The following is a 17,204-nucleotide window of genomic DNA, read 5'->3' on the forward strand; positions in this document are numbered from 1 at the left end:
AGCCACTATTTTTTGGCCTAAATGCCTATTAATTTGGTAGGATAATAAGCTGCGCTACGCTTATTCTTCGCTTTTAGCCTCTTCGAGGTCCAAAGGCTTACGAGGCAGCAGTTCATCGCGCATGGCCGTGTGCATTACAAAGGAAGCAATGATGGTAGCGGCTTGCTTGAGGTCGTCTTCCACCAGGTGGTCCAGGTTGTCCATATTGCTGTGGTGGGTGCGGGTGAAGTAGGCCATGGGGTCCTGAATAAACTGGAAACCCGGAATGCCTACGGCATCAAATGCCAGGTGATCGGTACCACCGGTATTGGATAGCGTGAGAGTGCCTGCTTCAAGGTCCTTGAAAGGCTCCAGCCAGGAACGGAAGATAGGGCTAACGGCCTGATTGCCCTGCAGATAAACGCCGCGGATCTTGCCGGTGCCATTGTCAAGATTGTAGTAAGCAGATACTTTTTCCTGAGCCGGTTTGATCGACTGCGGATTGTAGGTGCCTTCCGGAAATTCCGCATAATGCTCGCCCACATAGCCCCGGCTGCCGTACAGTCCCTGCTCCTCGCCGGTCCATAGTGCCAGGCGCAGCGTACGGCGGGGCTTAACGCCGGTTTCTTTGATGACTTCCTGCAGGATGCGTGCGGCTTCCATCATAACCGTGGAGCCTGCGCCGTTATCCGTAGCGCCGGTGGCCGCATGCCAGCTGTCGAAGTGGGCACCAAAAATGACCACTTCGTCCTTGAGGTCTGTACCGGGGATCTCGGCAATGATATTGCGCTCCATGCCATCGTCCGGGTTGTAATAGCGGGCCTTCAGGTCGAGGCTGAGCTTCACAGGGATACCTTGCTGCAACAGTCGGAAAATGCGGTTGTAGTGCTCCACTGCCAGTGTGATCTGAGGGACAACCTTAGTGCCTTCCTCCCGGTAGCTGCCCCACTCGCCGGTGCGCGCACCCGATACGAACACCGTACCCAGATCGCCTTTGTAGCTGCGGTCAAGCACTGCGATCGGGTCTTCTTCTGCCAGGGTTTCCCACAGGTATTTGTTGAAGGAAAATCCGCCAGTCGTGTTGTAGTTCCGGCGCGGGCGCGGGGTCGGCATATCGGCATTGGCCATATCGAGCAGGTCATCGCTTTCGTACCGGCGGGCCGGCGCATCAAACCACTCCTCAATGGAGCGCAGCGTATCCACCAGCACAATTTTGCCCTTCAGCTTGCCTTTGTAGGCATCAAGTTCTTCCTTAGTGTTGGCTTCCAGGTAGATGACCTCGGCTTCATCGGCTTTAACAGAAGGCGACCAGGCTTTGGGTACACCAATAACGGACCAGTAGGTTGGGGTGTGGGCATGCATCTCAAAGTGCTGTAGTTCCCAGCTGCGGCCAAAGGGGCCCCATTCTTCAGTGTGCACATTTTCCAGGCCCCATTCTTCCAGCTGACTGACAGCCCATTCAGTTGCTTTTTCCAGCATGGGAGAACCGGTCAGGCGTGGGCCGTAGACATCCATCATCAGCTGGGCAGTCTTCATGGCCTGGCTTTGATCGAGGCCGTGCTTGCGGATGGCCTCTACGAGCTCTTCATTGACCGGTTCCTGTGCCCAAAGCCCAGATGTTAGTATCAGGCAGGATAAAATAAATAACAGTTTTTTCATACGAGTATTTCATTTTTGATGTTCAAACAATCGTCGCTAAGTTAATAAATGACAGGGGGCTATTCCTGCGAATTTTGGTCAGCAGCCCGCCTGAGCATTGGCTGAAAAGCTGTACCTTTCGGAAAAACAGCACTATGCAGGCGCGTTTGCTCCATATTGATACTGCCCTTCTGAGCCAACATGTCCTCGTCCGCCGCTTTCAGGAAGGGGATGGGGCTACGCTATATGAACTGGTGGAGGATAATTACAGCTTGCTGTACGATGCTTTCCCAAGGACACTACGGGAAATCAGTGACCCTGAGCATGCTGAGTTTTTTGTACGGCGCAGGCTGTCGGACTGGCACCTGCAGAAGGGCTATTGCTTTGGCATTTGGCACAACCAAACCACTGAGCTGATTGGGCTGGTTCGCTTGTTTCATATCGATTGGGAAACACCAAAGGGGGAAGTCGGCTATTTTATTGACCGGGAATACATGGGGCAGGGGCTGATGACCGAGGCGCTGCGGATCGTGCAGCAGTTCGCTTTCAGGCAATTGGTACTGGAAAAGCTGCTGTTGCGTACGGCTATGGAAAATGTAGCGAGCCAGCGGCTGGCAAGAAAATGTGGCTTTCGCCGGGAGGGAGACCTTCGGGGTGACTTCCGAAAGCTCAGTGGTGAGCTGATCGATACTATGCTCTTCGGGCTGACCCGTTCTGAATATTTAGGGATCTAATCACAGTTGCAATTACCAATTATTACCAAAAAAGAACCCCAAATGCCCATTTCCACACCTACTCTGGCCGCTGAGGCGGTCCTGTTTGCGATTAACTCGGCCATCAAGCTCAGCCGTAATGTGCAGCGTGCTTATGCACAAAGCCTGCAGGGGCGTATCCTGGTCCTTCCGCTGCCCGATTTTGATACGAACATCGACCTGGCTACCATGATCGCCTACTTCGAATGGTCGCCGGAGCTCCTGGATAATTTTGATGACCTAAAGCGCCTGCACGGGCGGGCGATGCAGGAATTACAGCTCCCGGAAGGAGACTCAAAGCGCTACCGGCAGTACTACCTTGGCTTTAAACAGGTAGGTGAAGGCAAGGTGTTGGAGTTGCAGTCGCAGGACCTGTGGAACCTATTCCGGGTCCGGCAGTGGCAGGAGGGCTACCTGGAACGCGACAGTGCACTGAAGCTCGTGGTAGGCAGCCTGGTGGAAATCGGGATCGACTACTTCCTGGATGTGCCCGGGGCATTGAATCAGCACTCTTCCAAAGGGCGCATTCTCCGCCACTTCCTTAGCGCATTTGATGATATCCAATTTGCGGAAGGGCAGCCTTTATACGAACAGTTCAATGCCATGTTGCTACCCCGGCTTTTCGCCGCTGCTGCGGAAACGGTCGGCGAGCTGGCACCTGAAGTCAGTGAGGATGAGAAAGTGCAGCTGTTCATTCGCACCACCACCCGGCATATTGCGGAAGACCTCTACGAACGCTCGGTCGAACTGAGCTTTGAGGATCAGGAAGTGCTCATCAACTGGGGGCAGTTGCTGCTGCGCAGTAGTATCCGGCATGCAGGTGGATTCGTAGCTGCTAACCCGGAATTACTGTTCAACACCAACTACCCGAGTAGCCGGATCATTGAGCGGAGCACGGGTGTTCTGTTGCGTGCTATCCTTGATGACGATCCGGGCCAGGTGAGCCTGCGGGAAGCACTAAGCGTAAAAACGCTGGATGAGCTGGTACAGGTGACGTTGCAGGTAGTTGCTGCTCACCCCAGTCTGATTAGCGGGGAGCGCAACCTCAAAGACCTGATTGCTCAAACCGCTCTTGCCCTACAGGAGACGAACCTAAATCAGCCAGGTCTTTTGCCGGAGATCCTCCGCATCATATTGGAGCAGTCCGCCGGGCATTTGCCTGCACTTTGGCCCACAGTTGAAGGCACTGCTAAGCACCTGTTGGTCAGTGCCCTTCGTCAGATCCTCACGGTGATTGCCGGGAATGCGAAGCAAAACGGCTGGGAGACCGCGCTCACCCGTTCAGACTGGCGGGACCTTCTGGAATTCCTGCTGGCAGAAGTAGTAGCTAATCCGGCCTGGATCAGTGAAGAGGTAAGGGGTCGCCCTGTCCTTGCAGAAGTGGTGGATGTGGTTTTTCGGGCACTACGGCATTTGCCGGAAGGCGAACGCTTGTCTCCTGACGTCTTGCACTACATCATTCGTCTTAGCCTGCGCACTGCCCTGACTAGCGAGTCTGTCCTTGATACCCTGCCCTGGAGTACAGACGAGCGGGAAACCATCATCCTTGAGCAGGCGCTACAGCTCATTTTCGTGGTCGCTTATGATAAGAAAACCCCAAAGCTCAGCCGCCTGGAACTGCTGGAAGAACTGCTGGAATACGTACTCGAAACCATCATCGCAGAACACCCCAATCGTGCTGGTCTGGTCCTCACAGAGCTGGTTTTATTTGAAAGTGGTATAGTCTACGCCCAAGGCTTCAATGCTGACCTTGCCGATGACCTGATCGATGCAGCCCTTTTGGCCTTCGCAAACTATCCCGAGCTGGTCACCCAAAACGAAGGGATGCAGCATTTGGTCCGCAGCCTGGCCCGCGCGGTGGACAGTGCCGGTTTGCGGCAACCGGGGTTGCTGCCTTTTCTGCTACGGCTGGTCCTGGAGAAAACCGGTGAACATGCCCATGTGCTGATTGATGCAGATACCGGAACACCCCGTCACTTATTAGTCCTGGCTACCCGGGAAATATTAGCGGCGCTGACCCGCCGGGAGGACCGGGAAGGGCGTTGGCGGCCGGGGCTGAGCCCGGATCAGGGGCTCTACATTCTGGAGTTACTGCTGGAAGAAGTCGTGCGCTATCCTGACTGGATCACCAAAGCAACGGAGGAAGATACGGTACTGCGGGCCGTACTGGATACCGTATTTGATGTACTGGAAACGGTGCCGACTGGTAGCCGGTTGTCAACGGGGACACTGGAAATGGTTATTCAGGGCAGCCTGTATGCGGCGGTTCGGAGCCCAAAGGTACTGAGTGCACTACGTTTTGCTACCGATAGCTTGGAGCGCAGCATTCTGGAGCATGCGCTGCGTATGGTGTTCAGCTTCACCTTCCCCACCAAAAAAGATACGCCTGCTCACCGCCTGCACCTTTTGGAAGAAGTCTTATCCTATATACTGGACGGCTTACTGTTGCGCTATCCAAACGAACGCGGCCTCATTCTGATCGATCTGGTACTATTTGGCCAGAACGGCATCAATTTCAATGAAGGGTTTGATGAGGCACAAGCCGAACAGCTGGTGGAGTCCGCGCTCATGGCGCTGGATCAGTATCCGGAACTCGTTGGCCGGGACCGGGTCTTACAGTTGCTGGTATCCGATGTTGCTGGTGCCCTGCTCGACAGTGGGATAGGGCAGCCTGCCCTGTTGCCGGAGCTGCTGCGGCTGACCATTGAAAGTACTGCCCACCACCTTCACCTGGTACTGGATTTGGATGAAGAAGAGCCGGTCAACCTGTTCATCATCGCCCTGGAGCAAACCCTCAAAGCTATTGCGGAGCCGCCCCGTTCGGGCCGCTGGAAGCCCCGTCTGAGCCGGGAGCAAATCCTGGATATGCTGGAGGTGGTTTATGAAGCCTTACAGGACCACCCTCAATGGGTAGGGCAAGAGCCATTGATTTACGATATGCTGGAAGCGTTGTTCCGTGCCCTGGAAGCGGTTCCGTCCCGTCAGCCTTTGCCTTATTTGATGGTGCGCATTTTACTGCAGGCGCTTTTGGAAGCTGCCCGGCGGGACTGGCGCTTTATGGTGAAAGCACAAGCCACAGAGTACGGGCACTATCACATTTTAATGCGCTTTGCGCTGGAAGACCTTTTCATTTTACTGTACGATTCGGAACAGAACGAAGCAATACGCTGGCACTTGTCGCAGCGACCGGTCATTGAAGCCTTGTTGGAGTACTTCCTGCTACTGGTCTCGGACGAAGGGGGTAATTTGGAAGCTGTAGCTCGTGCTAAAGCCCGTTTAGAGGAAGTGATCGCCATTTGGCAGCAAGACTTCCGCCTGACTTTGGAGGAAGTGCTGGAGCAGTTGGGGGCGTAAAGTTGGCCTTCGCGCTCTTTGCGTGGGCTCTGAGGGTTGCTTTTCACGCAGAGTCCGCGAAGGGTCTCGCAAAGATCGGAAAGTTGGGGGCTGGGCTTAGTGCCCTTAGCGTGAACTTCCGATATGAACTCCCTACCCCCCAATCGTAGACATCGACTCCTGCACTGGTAGTCCGAACGAGCGGTTGCGCTCCGCCTCCCACCCATCTTTGGCGCGGTTGCCCAGGGCTTCCAGGAAGGTGGACTTGAGTTGCTCATCCGTAGCGCCCTGTCGCATAATATCCCGGATGTTGAAGACGCCATCGTCGTATAGGCAGGTCTTGAGCATGCCCTTGGGGGTGATGCGGATCCGGTTGCAGGTGCCGCAGAAGGTCCGGCTGTAGGCGGCGATAATGCCCACTGAGCCTTTGTGCCCGGGGATTTGGTAGTTGTAGGAAGTGGAGTAGGGCGGGTCCGGCAGCTTCTCCATATCAGGAAAGCTGGCCTGCAGGTGCTTCAGAATTTGGCGGTGGTTCCAGACCAGGGTCTCGTAGTGGGCGCCCTCCCCGTTGAAGGGCATTTCCTCGATAAAGCGAACGCTGACCGGATCTTTTTGGGTAAGCATGGCCATTGGGATGATATCCTCAATATTTTTGCCATCCATGACCACCGCGTTGATTTTGGTGGTAATGTTGTGTTCCAGCAAGGCCCGGTAGGTAGCCATCACTTTATCGTAGGCATCGCGCCGGGTAATTTCAAAAAAGCGGTCTTTGTCCAGCGCATCAAGGCTGAGGTTGACGGAGTTGATGCCAATGGATTTAAGTTCCGGTACCAGGTTCTCGGTCAGCGTACCGTTGGTGGTGATATTCACTTTTTTGATACCCTCAATAGCGCAGAGCTGGCGCAGGAAGTAGATCATATCGCGGCGCACAAAGGGTTCTCCACCGGTAATCCGCACCTTTTCAATGCCCATGCCCGCAAGCAGGTGCATGAGGCGCAGCATCTCTTCGTAAGACAGAAGGGCTTCCTTGGAAACGTATTTGATGCCCTCCTCCGGCATACAGTAAAAGCAACGGAGGTTGCAGCGGTCCGTAACGGCCAGGCGCACATAGTTGATGTGGCGCCCGTGGTTGTCGTAGAGTTTGGTTAAGGCCATTGGTGTAAATGAATTGCGTTTGAAAAATCAGGCAGCACAGCGCAGCCCTTTCGTTTCGCTTTTGCGGACCGGGGTACTTATGCTTTGGCAAAGCCGGTATGAGCTCTTCTATATGGCGCATAGAAAGCGAGGACAATGTCTTCTTTGGGTATCCCGATCTCCATAAGCTCATTAGCGATGCCTACTTCAGTTCGGTCTTCTTGAATCCAGACTTTATTGTTTTTAATATCGATATGGACTACGCAGTGGTGTGTGCGCTCCAGTTCTTTCCAGCCAACCCGAAGTAACTGAAAATGTAAGTTATCTCGATCAATAATGACTTGGTTCTCATATTCCACCCAGTCGCCAATGGGACGAAAAGCCTCATGCTGCTGTAAGACTTGTATGATCTTTTCCGTGTAGGAATCTATTTTACCCATAAGTCTATGCTTTTTGTCTTGACATTAACAACCAAAATTTTTAAACCTAGTTCCAAAATAGCGTCTTTTACCATTTCTTGGTCTTGAAAAAATGATTGATACACATCAGATGTTATAGCTAAAAAAGTGTTCTCAACTCTTGGTTACGCTTTAATGCCATTTTATAAATTACAAACTGACCGATAGCCTGGTGAAAATCATATCCCCTTGATGTACCAAGAAAGCTCTTAATCTCCACTGCTATTTTTTCAGTGCCTTTTTCAGCTGCTAACATTCTTTCAGCCCCTAAATCCACCTCTACAGCGCTTACACCATATGTTAAAATCAGAGGGTCGTGGGTGATTGTCCAGCCATCTCCCTTCAGAGCGGTTACGACTATATCATGATAGATATCTCTTGCCATAACATTTGTTTTATTTACTCATGCACCCGAATCTGCACCGCCACCCACTTCGATTCCGGTGTTTTGCTGCCTTTTGCGTAAGCATCGATGGGGACCAGCACATTGGCTTCCGGGAAGTAAGTGGCTATACAACGGCGGGGAATATCGTAGGGGACAACAATAAACTTCCGGGCGGTCCGCACCTGTCCTTTGTATTGGCCGATCAGGTCAACGACCTGCCCGCTTTTCAGCCCCGTCTGTACAATATCCTCCTGATTCATCATGACCACCCGGCGCTCATTGTAGATGCCCCGGTAGCGGTCGTTCAGCCCGTAGACCGTAGTGTTGAACTGATCGTGGCTGCGCACGGTCATCATGATATACTCGTCTTCGTCAACAGACTTTTGAGGCACCGCTGTTACGGAAAACAAAGCCTTGCCGGAAGGTGTGTTGAACTGCCGGTTGCGCGCCCCATTGGGCAGGTAAAAACCGCCCGGCTCCCGCACCCGCTCATTGTAGTCCTCAAAACCAGGGACGACCTTAGCAATAGCCTCCCGGATGTGGTCGTAGTTGCCAGCCATTTGCGCCCAGTTGACTTTGCTCCGCTCTCCCAGGGTAGCCCGGGCAACCCCTGCAACGATAGCAGGCTCGCTCATGAGGGTATCGGATGGCGGCTCAAGGACACCCTCTGAGCTGTGTACTACGCCCATAGAGTTTTCCACACTCACAAACTGCGGACCAGATTCCTGCCGGTCAATATCCGTACGCCCCAGACAGGGCAAAATCAGCGCCCGCTTGCCATGAATCAGATGGCTGCGGTTGAGCTTGGTGGAAACCTGTACCGTCAGGCTGCACTTTTGGAGGGCTTCGGCTGTATATTCGGTATCGGGCGAGGCGGAAAGGAAGTTGCCGCCCATGGCGAAGAAAACAGAGGCTTGTTCCTGATGCATGGCTTTGATCGCATCCACTACCGCAAAACCATGCCTGCGGGGCGGCTCGAAGCCAAAGACGGACTTGAGCTGATCCAGGAAAGCGGGTTTGGGAGCTTCCCATATCCCCATTGTCCGATCGCCCTGCACGTTGCTGTGCCCGCGTACCGGGCAGGTGCCTGCCCCAGGCTTGCCAATGCTGCCTTTGAGCAGCAGCAGGTTGACGACCTCGCGTATGTTATCAACGCCATTCTCATGCTGCGTCAGACCCATGGCCCAGCATATGATGATTTTCTTTTTGCGCCTCAGCATTTCGGCTGCGGCTTTGATTGCTGCCCGGGGAACGCCCGATGCCTGCACCAGGTCTTCGAAATCGTGCTGCTTCAGTCCGGCGATGAAAGTCTCGTACCCTTGGGTGTACTCTTGTATAAAATCCCAGTCGAATACCGTGCCCGGCGCTTTTTGTTCCTCGTACCAAAGCTGTAGCATAAGGGCTTTGAGCAGGGCGATATCGCCATTGATTTTTACCTGCAGGAAGAGATCGGTGAGCTTGGTACCACCGGTCAGCATTTTGCCAGGCCGCTGAGGATTTTTGAATTGTTGCAGCCCTGCTTCCGGCAGTGGGTTGACGGTGATAATCTGCCCGCCATTCTCCTTGCAGCGCTCCAAAGCGGAGAGCATGCGCGGGTGGTTGGTGCCGGGGTTTTGCCCCATAACGATGACAACCTCCGCTTCGTAAAAATCAGGAAGGGTGACGGAGCCTTTTCCGATACCTACCGTTTGAGCCAGCCCCTGCCCACTTGATTCGTGGCACATATTGGAGCAATCCGGGAGGTTGTTGGTGCCGTACTCCCGCACAAAGAGCTGGTAAAGGAAAGCCGCTTCATTGCTGGTCCGCCCGGAAGTATAGAAAATCGCCCGGTCTGGCGTGTCGAGTGTGCGAAGCTCCTGCCCGATCATTTGGAAGGCTGCTTCCCAGCTGACAGGCTCGTAGTGCGTACCGCCAGCCTGTAGCACCATAGGCTCAGCGAGCCGCCCCTTTTTGCCCAGTTCAAAATCACTCCATTGGCGCATCTCTGCAACAGAATGCTGTTGGAAAAAGGCACGGCCGATGGTCTTTTTCTGAGCCTCCTCAGCAATCGCTTTAATGCCATTCTCACAGTACTCCCCGAGTTTGGAACGCTCGTCATCAGGGTCTGGCCAGGCACAGCCCGGGCAGTCGATGCCGCCTTTCTGGTTGAGCCGGAACATGGTCTTTACTGCCTGCCCGGCTGCCATATAGCGGGTGGCGTGCGTAAAGGCCGTTGTAATGCCTTTGATGCCCGCTGAGGTATTGGCTGGCTTGCTCAGCTTAAGCCCGGTGAATTCCAGTGGCGGCTGTGCACCTGTTACCTTGATGGCAGGCTTGTCTTGCTGTCCCTGCCCTTGCGCGTCCGGTTGTGGCTCCATAATTTCTCCTCGTCGTTCAGTGATTAATCGGGGGCGTACAAAGTACGAAATATTGGGAGGAAGGCCCATGGGCAATTGGTATGAAAATATTATAAGTGGTAAGCACTTGATGTAGAGAGGGATGCTCAATCTACCCGAACCGGGTATCTGATTCCATAGAATACTGTTGGTATATATCAAAATGTACCGATTTGGGAAATTGGTAAAATAATTTGTACGCAATTTGCGTACTATTTTCAATTTGATTATTTTCGGTTATGAATGTTAAAATCTTCAAATGGGCAAATGTCATGGAGTATTGCAGGCATGATGTGATCATGTTAAAGGCGTTTTTAGATTTCAGAGAACAGCTTAGGTATTGTGACTGGAATATTCCCAGCGATATTATTAAAAGTTTTAGAACAGCTGATATTGTTACCTGTGAGGGGGTGCCGTTCAATCGGGTAATTTTCAATGTGGGAGGGAATAAATACAGACTCATTTGTGGCTATAAATTTGGGAGTAGAAATATCGTTTTGTACGTCAGGTTTGTAGGGACACACAAGGATTACGATAAGATCAATGATGTTTGTACTGTAAATATGTTTGCATAATGAAAGCACAATTGAAATATACAATTATCAAAAGCTTGTCGCAGTATACTGAGTATTGCAACAGGCACGAAAAACTGTTGCACGAAAACGAGTCTGAGTATCAGGATGAAATCGAACTGCTGGAACTTTTGATTGAAGACTATGATCAGCGGATGACAGGCGAGCGATACGCTTTGGACCCGGTAGCTTTGCTGAAAAGGCAAATGGAAAGTTCAGCGATTAGCCAGATTGAGCTTGCACAAAAACTTGGCGTATCCCGGCAGCTGGTGAATGACATCTTAAAATACCGAAGAAATATTAGCAAAGAAGTAGCAATCCGATTATCAGACCTTTTTGCCATGCGCATGGATGCTTTTGCCCGGACTTATTCTTTGGCACAAGGCGGTGAAGACAGCAAAGAAACCGCTAAAGAGCACTAAAAAAACCGAAGGCACAACAGCGGACCATTTCCAGATTAAACCACCACCCGCTCCACCCCGGTATAGACATTGAACCGCCTCCCCCGTAGGAAACCAATCAGCGTCATACCATGCGATTCCGCCAGCTCCACCGCCAGGCTGGAGGGGGCGCCCACCGCCGCCAGCAGAGGCACGCCAGCCATGGCTGCTTTTTGCACCAGTTCGAAACTAAGCCTGCCACTAACCATGATGGCCTGATTGCGCATGGGGAAATCACCGGCACGCATCGTCTGACCGATCAGCTTATCCATGGCATTATGACGGCCAACATCCTCCTGCAGGCATAGCAGCTGGCCCTGCTCATCAAAAGCCGCCGCCGCGTGTATGCCACCGGTCTGCTCGAAAATGGGCTGATGGTCCATCATCTGCAAGGGGAACTGCTGAATTTGTTTCGGGCTGTAGGTGGGAAAACCATGCCGTGGATAGTACAAATTGACTGCGCGGAGCATCTCGATGGAGGCTTTACCGCACACCCCACAACTGGAGGAGGTGTAGAAATGCCGGCTAAGCTGCCCGAAATCTACCGGCGTGCCAGGCGATAATTCAACCAAAAGAATATTCTCTGCGGATTCGGGCGATAACGCCTGCCCGATGTGCCGTACCCCGATCACTTCCGAGGCGTGCCCGATGATGCCCTCCGTAAACAAGAACCCGATAGCCAGGGCTTCATCCTGTCCGGGGGTGCGCATGGTGATGGCTAAGCTGCGGTGTTCCCGTTGCCCTTCCTTGCCAAAAGCCAGCTTGATTTCCAGCGGCTCCTCACATGCTACCGTATCTGTTCTTTCCTGGCGCTGGCCGTTATGGAATTGGAATATGGTTTTGGACTTGATGCCGGCAGATTTGGGCATAGACAAATTTTTTAGGAAAACACCGTAGCCGAAGTAGGGGTTTAGCACGGGCTATCGCATCATTGTTACACATACGCTAAAAACCCTGCCACGGCAGGAAATCACCCGTCTGATTAAAAACGGATAGCATCAGTTGCTTTAAGGTAGCTGGTGCTTTTCTTTTTTGTAGACCTTCTGCGATTTTACCGCACAAGCTGCTCTGTAATTGCCTCCATTTTCATTACATTTAGACGGCAACAACGTCCTTTAACTAAAATCTATACCATGCAGCATTGGACGAAAGCCCCGCTGTTGGCCCTGCTTCTTGGGCTGGCTATATGGACCCCTATGCAAGCCCAGGCTCCCGAAGCAGGCGCGGCCTTTTCAACAACCATTCCCGGTACTACGGTAGCAGTGGAAACGGTCTATTTGCCTGGTGGGACCTTTGAGTGGCAGAGGGGCGAGGTAACTCAAAAGGCAGAAATTGATCCCTTTTGGTTAGGCACCTATGAAGTCACGCACGACTTGTTCAGCCTTTTCCAGCACCGGGAAGAAGACACTGATGAGAGCAATTGGGAAGGCGGTGGTTTTGAGGCAGATGCGGTAAGCCGCCCAACTCCGCCCTACATCGATGTAACGTTTGGCATGGGGCATGAGCTCCGCCATCCCGCCGTGAATATGACGCAGCAGGCGGCACTGCTCTTTTGCGGCTGGCTGTACCAAAAAACCGGGGAGTTCTACCGGCTGCCCACCGAGGCGGAGTGGGCCTATGCATGCCAGCTGAGCACCAAAGAAATGGGAGAATTAGATGCCCACGCCTGGCATTATGGCAACAGTGAAGAGACCTACCATGAAGCTGGTGAAAAAGCACCCACCGGGCTGGGCATTTACGACCTTTTAGGCAACGTTGCCGAGTGGACCCTCGATGCCTACACCGAACCGGAGACTGCCGGGGAGGAAGTACTCGATAACCCATGGGCGGTGCCGGAGCAACGTTACGGGCGGGTCGTCAAGGGCGGCTCTTTTGATTCGGATGCCGAAGATTGTACCTGTATGGCCCGCGAGAAGTCCTCCATCCGCTGGCAGCAGCGCGACCCGCAGATTCCTAAAAGCCTTTGGTGGAATACCGACTCGCCCTTCGTGGGATTCCGGTTGGTGAAGCCGGCAAAGCAGCCAAGTCCGGAAGAAGTAGAGGCTTTTTTCGGAAAAGCGATCAAGTGGTAACATCTATTTTTCTCCGTCACTAAAATACCTAACCAGAAAATTGTACGACTATGCAAAACGATCAACCTTCAAAAATGAAACGCCGGGACTTTGTCAAAAAGACCGGTTTCGCAGCGGGTGGCCTGATGATAGCGCCCTCCATACTTTCCGCTAAAGCTTATGTAGCAGGCGAAGATACCATCAAAGTCGGGCTCATTGGATGCGGCGGGCGTGGCACAGGTGCTGCCCTTCAGGCGATGTCCGTTAAAGAATCCGTGAAGTTAGTCGCTATGGCGGATGCATTTCAGGACCGGTTGGAAAGCAGCTATAAGCAGCTGCAGGCGGAAATGCCTAATTACGAAATCGATGCGGCCCGTATGGACGTCCCCGTGGAGCACCGTTTCCATGGTTTTGATGCCTACAAACAGGTGATTGATCTGTGTGATGTGGTTTTGATTGCCACCCCTCCCGGCTTCCGTCCTGATCATTTCGAGGCGGCCATCAAAGCCGGTAAGCATGTCTTCATGGAGAAACCCCTGGCCGTGGATGGCCCCGGTGTACGTAAAGTGCTGGAGACCGCGGAACTGGCGAAAAAGAAAAAACTGAACGTAGTGGTGGGCCTGCAGCGGCATTACCAAAAGAAATACCAAAAGTGGGTCGACCTGCTGCATGAGGGCGCTATCGGGGATATCACTTCCTCCCGTGTGTACTGGAACAGTGGTGGTGTGTGGGTACGCCCGCGCAAGCCGGGCCAAACTGAGATGGAATACCAAATGCAAAACTGGTATTACTTCAACTGGCTCTGTGGCGACCACATCAATGAGCAGCATATTCACAACCTCGACGTGGGCAACTGGGTCAAACAAGCCTATCCGGTACGGGCATCCGGTATGGGCGGCCGGCAGGTGCGCACCGGGCCGGAGCACGGTGAGATTTTCGACCACCACACGGTAGAGTATGAATATGCTGATGGCTCCTTCATGCACAGCCAATGCCGCCATATCAAGGGCTGTCCCACTATGGTGACGGAAGCTTTTCATGGTACCAATGGCACAGCACCGAAGCCGGGCGTCATCCTGACCCGCAGTGGCCACAGCATCCTGGATTACAACGACCGAAAGGATCCGAATCCGTATCAATACGAGCATGATCTCCTCTTCGAAGCTATTGCGAAGGGCGACTACAAATACGAAGATGCAGAGAATGGTGCGAAGGCAACCCTAACGGCCATCATGGGGCGCATGGCGACATACTCCGGGCAAGTCATTGAGTGGGACGCTGCCCTGAATTCGGACCTCAGCCTGATGCCGGAGAAGTTGGCCTGGGATGCTAACCCGAAGGTCATGCCGCTGGAAGACGGTACCTATCCAATCGCAGTGCCTGGAGAAACCAAGGTGCTGTAGGATGTTGAATCTGCACAGCCCGTTAATATGGCTAAGCTGTTTGTGGTGCGTGGCGGCAGGTGCGCAAGAGCGTTATGCCTTCACGCGCCCGCAGATGGGTACAGCGTTTCGGGTGATCTTTTACGCCGGTTCCGACAGCCTGGCCCAAACGGCTGCCGGGGCCGCTTTTGATACGCTTGAGGCCCTGAATGCCCGCCTCAGCGACTACGATGCGCAAAGTGAGCTGAGCCGGTTAAGCGAATTGGACTCCGGTGCTGTAGTGAAGGTCAGCCGCCCGCTTTGGGAAGTGATGCAGCAGGGACAGAGCTTATCCGTATTGAGTCAGGGCGCCTTTGACCTGACGATTGGGCCACTGTCCAAGCTCTGGCGCCGCGCCTTCCGTCAACAACAATTTCCCGGTTTTAAGCAGATTGAAGAAGCCCGGATGCGGGTGGGGTATGAATCCATTCAGGTATTGCCCGGACTGCGCCTGCAGGTGTTGCGCTCCGGGGTTAAGCTCGATGCCGGAGGGATTGCCAAAGGATTTGCAGTGGATGCGATGACTGAGGTCCTGCTCTCCCATGGCATCCAAAGCAGCCTCGTGGATGGGGGCGGAGATATCCGCGTCACGTCACCCCCGCCGGATGCGCCTGGCTGGGCCATTCAGGTGCAGCAAGTGGACAGCCTCGGACAATTCCAATCGGTCACCCTGCACTTGGCCCACCGCGCTATCGCCACCTCCGGGGACCACTACCGCTACCTCAGCTGGGAAGGGCAACGCTACAGCCATATTATTGACCCTCGTACCGGGCTTGGGGTGCAGCACGGCGCACAGGTTACGGTGCTTTGCTCCGATTGTGCTACAGCTGATGCATTGGCGTCTGCCATTAGTGTGATGGGGCCGGATGCGGATTGGGGAGGGCTGCTGCAGGCTTATCCGGATTGTGAGGGGTGGGTGGTGTGGAAGTTGGAGTGAACAATAGTTGTTGGATAACCAAAAGGCACTTACGAAGTGCTTTTCAACACCAGGACCTATGAAATTCATTGAAAACCAAGTATATCATGTATTCAATCAGGGCAATAACCGGCAGAAGGTATTCCTTGAGCATGAGCACTATCTGTTCTTCTTGAGAAAGGTACGCCGGTATATCTTGCCTCTTGCTGATGTACTATGCTATTGCTTAATGCCGAACCATTTCCATATTCTTCTTGTGCCAAACGAATTAGCGGCATTGCCGAGTAACGCGGTAAAGCCACGCATAAAAAGACAAGTCACAAATACAGCAATACAGCCAGAGCAGGACCGTCAGGAAAAGCTTAGTCAGGCCATTGGCACGCTTCTGAGCAGCTATACCAAAGCAGTAAATAAACAACGGGGCTGGTCAGGCTCCATATTCAGAGGAAAAACTAAGGTTAAAGATGGTTGGATTGAGGGGCCAATAACGCTGGAAGGACCAAACCAACACCTTTTCTTTCGGGCAGAAAACGGATATGCCCGGCAATGCTTTCATTATATTCATCAAAACCCGGTTAAAGCTGGTCTCGTATTAGATGCTGTTGACTGGCCTTATTCTTCTGCTTCTGATTATGCAAACCTAAGACAGGGGGCATTGCCCAATAAAGAACTGGCTAAGAGTCTAGGGCTTTGGCAGCCGTGAGTTGGAAGGCACTTCGAAAGTGCCTTCCAACAGCCTGGCATGGCAAAAAGGAAATGAGCCAGCATCCCTGCTGCGCCCATTTCCTCATCGTTATCGGTCTTGACTAACTTCTAATCCAGGCTTAGATATCCTTCTTCGCCAGATAGAAGTCTACCATTTCGTATTCTGTATTCTTGATGCGCTCGTCCATCTCTGCCAGTGTTTTGGGTGGAGGAACGATGGCTTTTTCGCCCGGAGTCCAGTTGATAGGCAGGGCACAGTTACACTCGTCTGCTGTTTGCAGGGCAATCAGTGCACGCTTGATTTCTTCCATGTTACGGCCCACATTGAGCGGGTAGTACATCATCAGGCGGATGGTGCCTTTAGGATCGATAAAGAATACCGCGCGTACAGCAGCAGTAGAGCTTTCCTTATCGTGCAGCATGCCGTACAGCTGAGACACCTTCATGTCCAGGTCAGCGATGATAGGAAACTGGAAATAGACGCCTGTCTTTTCCTTTACGTTGTTTACCCAGGCCAGGTGGGAGTGAATGCTATCGATGCTAAGACCAAGGAGCTTGGTGTTGCGCTCGTCAAAGAATTGCTGGTCAACCGCAAAAGCGCTCATCTCAGTCGTGCAAACCGGTGTGAAGTCGGCAGGGTGAGAGAATAGAATCACCCAGCTGTCTTTGTTGTATTCGGAAAGCTTCAGCGGTCCGGTAGTCGTAGAGGCGGTAAAGTCAGGTGCCTGATCGCCGATGCGCGGCATTTGATTGATCGTGGTGTTATCTTCCATGTTTTTCTATTTGTTTTATTATTTGATAACACAAATCTATGATCATATGGACATGAGTTGTGTGTCGGCTATCACACAACTCATCAGGCTTTTCTATGGTGCTATTGGTTAAAACTATACTTTCGACAAGACGGCGACCTCTATTTTTCAGTGCAATTCAGAATTATATTTTGATTCTTAATTGCTCAAATGTTGAACTGTTTAGAGATGCTTTTTTAGCATCCAAATAGTAATAATGATAGATAAGCAGACTGATGCAGAACTTAACCCTA

Annotated in this window: 15 protein-coding genes; 8 read left to right on the forward strand and 7 right to left on the reverse strand. The window is 52.7% G+C overall.

The window, feature by feature from the left end:
- Positions 1–60: 60 nt before the first annotated feature.
- Entirely contained in the window at positions 61–1,638 is a 1,578-nt protein-coding gene (locus ACO08I_RS18365) for a M28 family peptidase (protein WP_044219405.1), read from the reverse strand.
- 134 nt (positions 1,639–1,772) lie between these two features.
- Here ACO08I_RS18365 and ACO08I_RS18370 point away from each other — a divergent pair, with 134 nt between their 5' ends.
- A complete protein-coding gene (locus ACO08I_RS18370; protein ID WP_044219407.1) occupies positions 1,773–2,351 on the forward strand; it encodes a GNAT family N-acetyltransferase in 579 nt (192 codons plus the stop codon).
- 42 nt (positions 2,352–2,393) lie between these two features.
- A complete protein-coding gene (locus tag ACO08I_RS18375; RefSeq protein ID WP_421946713.1) occupies positions 2,394–5,723 on the forward strand; it encodes a hypothetical protein in 3,330 nt (1,109 codons plus the stop codon).
- A 132-nt stretch (positions 5,724–5,855) separates the two neighbouring features.
- Here ACO08I_RS18375 and moaA read toward each other — a convergent pair whose 3' ends face one another.
- From moaA to ACO08I_RS18395, 4 genes are all read right to left on the reverse strand, one after another.
- A complete protein-coding gene (moaA, locus tag ACO08I_RS18380; RefSeq protein ID WP_421946714.1) occupies positions 5,856–6,857 on the reverse strand; it encodes a GTP 3',8-cyclase MoaA in 1,002 nt (333 codons plus the stop codon).
- A gap of 77 nt (positions 6,858–6,934) precedes the next feature.
- Positions 6,935–7,276 carry a XisI protein gene (locus tag ACO08I_RS18385; protein ID WP_044219416.1) on the reverse strand — a complete coding sequence of 114 codons (342 nt, stop codon included), beginning with the start codon at positions 7,274–7,276 and terminating at the stop codon, positions 6,935–6,937.
- A gap of 118 nt (positions 7,277–7,394) precedes the next feature.
- Entirely contained in the window at positions 7,395–7,679 is a 285-nt protein-coding gene (locus ACO08I_RS18390) for an element excision factor XisH family protein (RefSeq protein WP_421946715.1), read from the reverse strand.
- Between the two features lie 14 nt (positions 7,680–7,693).
- Positions 7,694–10,036 carry an FdhF/YdeP family oxidoreductase gene (locus ACO08I_RS18395; RefSeq protein ID WP_421946716.1) on the reverse strand — a complete coding sequence of 781 codons (2,343 nt, stop codon included), beginning with the start codon at positions 10,034–10,036 and terminating at the stop codon, positions 7,694–7,696.
- A gap of 317 nt (positions 10,037–10,353) precedes the next feature.
- Between ACO08I_RS18395 and ACO08I_RS18400 the strand changes: the two genes are divergently transcribed.
- Together ACO08I_RS18400 and ACO08I_RS18405 are read left to right on the forward strand one after the other, a co-directional pair.
- Positions 10,354–10,629, forward strand: coding sequence for a type II toxin-antitoxin system HigB family toxin (locus ACO08I_RS18400; protein ID WP_345894592.1), 276 nt, complete (start codon positions 10,354–10,356; stop codon positions 10,627–10,629).
- Positions 10,629–11,048 carry a helix-turn-helix domain-containing protein gene (locus ACO08I_RS18405; RefSeq protein WP_282773914.1) on the forward strand — a complete coding sequence of 140 codons (420 nt, stop codon included), beginning with the start codon at positions 10,629–10,631 and terminating at the stop codon, positions 11,046–11,048. Before ACO08I_RS18400 ends, ACO08I_RS18405 begins: the two co-directional genes overlap by 1 nt.
- A gap of 35 nt (positions 11,049–11,083) precedes the next feature.
- Here the strand turns inward: ACO08I_RS18405 and fdhD are convergent, their stop codons facing one another.
- Complete coding sequence (fdhD, locus tag ACO08I_RS18410; protein WP_421946717.1) at positions 11,084–11,935, reverse strand: formate dehydrogenase accessory sulfurtransferase FdhD; 852 nt, start codon at positions 11,933–11,935, stop codon at positions 11,084–11,086.
- Between the two features lie 264 nt (positions 11,936–12,199).
- Between fdhD and ACO08I_RS18415 the strand changes: the two genes are divergently transcribed.
- The 4 genes from ACO08I_RS18415 to ACO08I_RS18430 are packed head-to-tail and all read left to right on the forward strand — an operon-like array spanning position 12,200 to position 16,157.
- Positions 12,200–13,138 carry a formylglycine-generating enzyme family protein gene (locus tag ACO08I_RS18415; protein WP_421946718.1) on the forward strand — a complete coding sequence of 313 codons (939 nt, stop codon included), beginning with the start codon at positions 12,200–12,202 and terminating at the stop codon, positions 13,136–13,138.
- A gap of 50 nt (positions 13,139–13,188) precedes the next feature.
- A complete protein-coding gene (locus ACO08I_RS18420; protein WP_421946719.1) occupies positions 13,189–14,520 on the forward strand; it encodes a Gfo/Idh/MocA family protein in 1,332 nt (443 codons plus the stop codon).
- A gap of 1 nt (position 14,521) precedes the next feature.
- A complete protein-coding gene (locus ACO08I_RS18425) occupies positions 14,522–15,475 on the forward strand; it encodes an FAD:protein FMN transferase (protein WP_421946720.1) in 954 nt (317 codons plus the stop codon).
- A gap of 58 nt (positions 15,476–15,533) precedes the next feature.
- Entirely contained in the window at positions 15,534–16,157 is a 624-nt protein-coding gene (locus tag ACO08I_RS18430; protein WP_421946721.1) for a transposase, read from the forward strand.
- 121 nt (positions 16,158–16,278) lie between these two features.
- On the opposite strand, the gene ACO08I_RS18435 is transcribed toward ACO08I_RS18430, so the two are convergent.
- Entirely contained in the window at positions 16,279–16,932 is a 654-nt protein-coding gene (locus tag ACO08I_RS18435; protein ID WP_044219440.1) for a peroxiredoxin, read from the reverse strand.
- Positions 16,933–17,204: the final 272 nt, after the last annotated feature.

Source organism: Phaeodactylibacter xiamenensis, from assembly GCF_965229835.1.
Lineage (GTDB): Bacteria > Bacteroidota > Bacteroidia > Chitinophagales > Saprospiraceae > Phaeodactylibacter > Phaeodactylibacter xiamenensis.